Annotated in this window: 4 protein-coding genes and 1 pseudogene; all 5 read right to left on the bottom strand. The window is 30.1% G+C overall.

Annotation, left to right across the window (positions count from 1 at the left end):
• Positions 1-413, bottom strand: a pseudogene (locus KA900_RS08505) (replication initiation factor domain-containing protein); the annotation flags it as partial.
• A gap of 218 nt (positions 414-631) precedes the next feature.
• Entirely contained in the window at positions 632-811 is a 180-nt protein-coding gene (locus KA900_RS08500) for a hypothetical protein (protein ID WP_000042035.1), read from the bottom strand.
• 186 nt (positions 812-997) lie between these two features.
• Complete coding sequence (gene mobV / locus KA900_RS08495) at positions 998-2,239, bottom strand: MobV family relaxase (RefSeq protein WP_000122374.1); 1,242 nt, start codon at positions 2,237-2,239, stop codon at positions 998-1,000.
• Between the two features lie 185 nt (positions 2,240-2,424).
• Positions 2,425-3,804, bottom strand: a complete 1,380-nt coding sequence (gene tet(K), locus KA900_RS08490) for a tetracycline efflux MFS transporter Tet(K) (RefSeq protein ID WP_000492283.1) — start codon at positions 3,802-3,804, stop codon at positions 2,425-2,427.
• A 161-nt stretch (positions 3,805-3,965) separates the two neighbouring features.
• The coding region (locus KA900_RS08485; RefSeq protein WP_204176932.1) for a replication initiation factor domain-containing protein at positions 3,966-4,497 on the bottom strand (532 nt) is incomplete at its 5' end.

Here is a 4,497-nt window from a genome sequence, read left to right as displayed (position 1 = left end):
AAACCGTCATCTTCCATGTAGCTTATTATATTTTGTTTTAACCAAATCATTTCATCTCGTGTAAGTTTGTTTGGATTAAATTCAATACGCATATTACGTCTATCCCAACTATCTGCTTTCACTTTGTCATATTCAATATAAACTTTTTCTTGAAGTGCTTTAGCTTTAAACTTTGTTTGAAGAATATCCCAAAGTCTTATTTGGGGCTCTACACTCATAAATTTAGAAAGGGCTTGAGCGTTGTCTCGGTTGAGATTTCCAACGATCGTCATTGCATCAAAACTTAATTTTGGATCAGATATGCACACAGTATGTGCGTCCAACCGGCTATTAGAGTAGCCGGTTTTAGAAAAATTGTCTAAATCGTGATTTTCTAAGTGATTTGAATGATTTGTATGATTATTTTTACTCATAAAAAATCGACTCCTTAATTTAAGAAGTCGCTCACCCGAATATATATCTTGAAGAATAAACTTATATCGTTTAATATCTAGATATACAAAATATAAAAAAACAACTTAGTGTTTTTTCTTTGGGTAAGTCGCTATCACAAACTTTGGTCAGGGAGTGAGCGACTTCTTTTTTATTTGTTTATTAATATAACACTATCAAAAGACTTGGTCTAATCAGATCAGGTCTTTTTCTGTTTTAAAACCTTAGCAACTAAATATACTGCATTTACTCCAGTGATTATTGCTAATATAACTGATACAGTTAAACTTTCTACTCGCATAGTTAATATTAAAAGCATGCAAAGAATAACGTTTAAAACTGTTGATATAACCAATCCCTTATCTAAATTTTTACTCATCTTCTTCAACTCCTTTTATTGCTTTATTCCAATTTCCTTATTGGTCGGAACCTACAGGGCTTTATGTGTTGTTGAGTTGGTACTTTCTTGGGATTAATCCCAATTCAAGTCCAACCAACTCGCTAACAAGTTAGCTAACACATAGCCCATTCCAACCAATAAGTTTTCTCGGCATAAATGCATGTTCTATAAGTGCATACCTCTATCTCGTTTTTGATTCTTTTGTTGTTCTTGTTGCTGTTCCTGTTCTGAATATAATTCTGGATTCATTTTTTTATCTAAGTTTCCTGCTAAACCATTTAGTTTTGGTTCATCTTCTGTTAACTTATTAACTCTTTCCGCAAAGGTATTTCTTCCTAAAACTCGTTCTAACTCTTTTAGTAAGATTTTTAAAAGCTTTAACGCTATTTCTATATTCTCTTTAAGTGGCTTTGCATTTTCGTAAAGTTGGTTAAAATTATCGTCTGCGTTTTCAATACGCTCAACTGCTTTATTTAATAAATCATCTTTCTCTCGTATTTCCTTATCTTTATCATCTAAGGCTCTACCAGACTTTATATACTCGTAATCTTCCGAAATATCTTGAGCAGCTTTTATCTGTTTCTGAAATTCATTGAAATCTTTTTGGCTTATTACAACATTTCCAGTTTCTTGTATTTCTTTGCTAAATAAACCACCTACTTTTTCAGTTTCTTGCTCATACGGAACATTTATAGGCTTTTTAAGCGTATTTAACGATTTTTGGTACTCTTGCATTAATTTATCGTTCTTTTGCTTTATATGGTCTGTTTTTTGGCTCTCACGTTCATATTCTTGCTTATGATATTCTGTTTTTTGTTTATACTGACTTATTTGCTCATGTTTAGCATTTGTTACTTGTCTTGATTGCCCACGTTCTAAATCATATCCTCGTTGTTTAACATGCTCATTAAATCTATCTTGAAACGCTGTTAAAGCTTTTTTATTACCTACAACTTCTTTAGCACTTAAACGACCATCATCAGTTATTGGAACAACGCCATAATGCATATGTGGTGTTTTTTCGTCCATGTGAACTGTTGCATATAATAAATTATCTTTACCGTATTCTTGTTCTAAAAACTCTTTAGCATATTCAAAAAACTGCTTTGTATCTTCTGGCGTTTGATTATCAAAGAAATCATTGTCTGATGTAATTAAACCATCAATGTGTTTAATCGCGTCTGTTCTAATTTTTCTTTTGCCTGTATAATTCTGTTCGATTTTTTCATCAATCAAGTTATTAAAATTCTGTTTATTAGCATTTACCAAATCATAATTTAAGTAAGTTTTACTATGGTCTATATCTTCATTTTCATAATTATTATTTTCTCTTTGAACATGTTTTTGTATGCCCGTTGTATTTGTTCCAGATTTAACTTTTGAAACTCTAACAATGGAATAAGACATATAAAAATCACTCCTAAGCACAAAGGTTTCATGTGTATTTAATAGTTTAAGTCTAACACACTAGACTTATTTTTAATAAGTCGTTAATACGTGTGCTCTGCGAGGCTTAAACCTGTTTTTGCTAACGCAAAAAATGAGTGGCAAAATGCTAGCCACTCATAGTTCTAAACCAAAATATAATATAACTATTCAAACTGCTTTTCAGAACGTTTAAATACAATAATCGTCAAAAGACAACATAAAATAATAAGGATAGCCATGGCTACAAGAATATTACTATACACTCCAGAAGAATAATTTATAAATTCCAGAACTAGTTTACGATTAATCAATTGTAGTGACAATAAACCTCCTACAATTGCTATACCTGTTCCCTCTGATAAAAAACTTGTGAAATTTAGCAAACTCATTCCAGAAGCAACTTCTTCTTCAGAAAGACTACTTGATACTATTTTTGATATAACTGTTTTAGTAAAAGATAATCCGCCCATAACAAATATAAACATAAAAGTAGTCAACCACATACTAAACTCAACAAAAAATGCAATAGTTAAAAAACTTATAGAGATAGACAATGATCCTAAAATAAAAACAAATAATGATCCTTTTCTATCCACTAAAAAACCACCAAAATAACCAAAAACAATAACACTCATGGTTCCAGGAAAAATAACACTATTACCTATTGTCGCTACATTTACATGATAAATAGTTTTCATCATATAAGGCACCATTGATATAAAACCAGCTACTATAGAAAATATTAGCCCACCAGAAAACAAACCAAGCATAAACGGAATGTTTTTCCCTAGTTTAGGATTAATAAAAGGGTTAGAAACTCTTGAAATATGTTTAATAAAAATCACAAAAAAGATTGTGAAGAGTATTAAAAAAGTCCAATTATAATTTGTCGTAAATAACATAAAACATATAATACTTATAGACATTAAAACAATACCTACGATATCTAATGTATTTTTTGTTGATTTACCAGGTACCATTACTTTAATAAGAAAAGGTATAGTTACTATTGTAATCATAGGAAGTATAAGTAGGTAAGACCAATGAATATAATGTGCTATTATTCCCCCTATTGAAGGACCTAACCCTTCACCTAAAGCTACAATTGATCCTATAAAACCAAAGGCTTTGCCTTGTTTTTTTCTTGTAATATTTCTAGCTACAACCACCATAATCAGTGAAGGGAATGCAGCAGATCCTACTCCTTGTACTAACCTACCAAAAATCAAAATAAAAAAGTGATTGTGACCAATAAAAGCAATCAATGAACCAAGACAGCTCAAACTAATACCAATAATTAACAATTTTTTTATATTTATATAATCAGATAATTTTCCATATACTGCTGTTCCTATCGAAAAAGTTAACATATATGCAGTGTTTACCCAGTTTGTAATTCCAGGAGTAGTATTAAAATGATTTGCAATATCAGGTAAAGAAACATTTAAAACCATTTCATTTAATACACTAAAAAATGAAAGAATACAAAGCCAAAATAAAACGCTATAAAACAAACCTTTAAATTTTTTATATAAACTAAACAATTTTACCTCTTTACTTGAGGTGACTAAAGTTTATAGGGGTAAATTATTCTTTCACCTCATATAAATTCCCCAAATTTTTAAATAGACACTTCATAAAAAAATCCTCCTAAATTAGAATAGTTTAAATATATCATTTTTGTTCAGTAATATTAATATGTACACTATTTCCAAAATTTAAATTCATGTTGCCAAAAATCGATTTGTTTTTGCAATTGTTTTTCGTTCGCTTTTAAAGTCGATTTCATTAAGTCCGTTAAATCGACTGGCGAAATTTCTTTTATCAAATTCTTATATTTTGTTCTAGAATTTCTGTGAAGCTTTCCCCATTCTTCTTCATCACTCAATAACATAAAAACTATTGCTCTATCCGCAGTGCGTTGGATAGTTTTCCAATCTGGTTGCAAGATATGTAAATCACTAAAGCAATCATTCCAGTAATCCACCATATCTCTTTTAAGTTCGATTTCTACACGCCATAAATGTTCAGACATAACTTCAGCATCTGCATTATCTTTACGTTCTTGCTTTTTATTATAAATTCTAATAAATCTATTACTATCTCTCACGCCAAAATATTTTGTTTCTGGCTTACCATTACGACCATAAAAAATAGTTTTCTTAACTGCTTTATCAGACATTGCATAGTAGTCACTCAAATCATCTTCAAAATCAAAGGCTAAATCTAATCTTGTA

Source organism: Staphylococcus sp. GDY8P120P, assembly GCF_017892065.1.
In the GTDB taxonomy this organism is placed as follows: Bacteria; Bacillota; Bacilli; order Staphylococcales; family Staphylococcaceae; genus Staphylococcus; species Staphylococcus nepalensis.
Note: the sequence above shows the minus strand (reverse complement) of the source record. Positions and strands in the feature narration are given on the sequence as shown.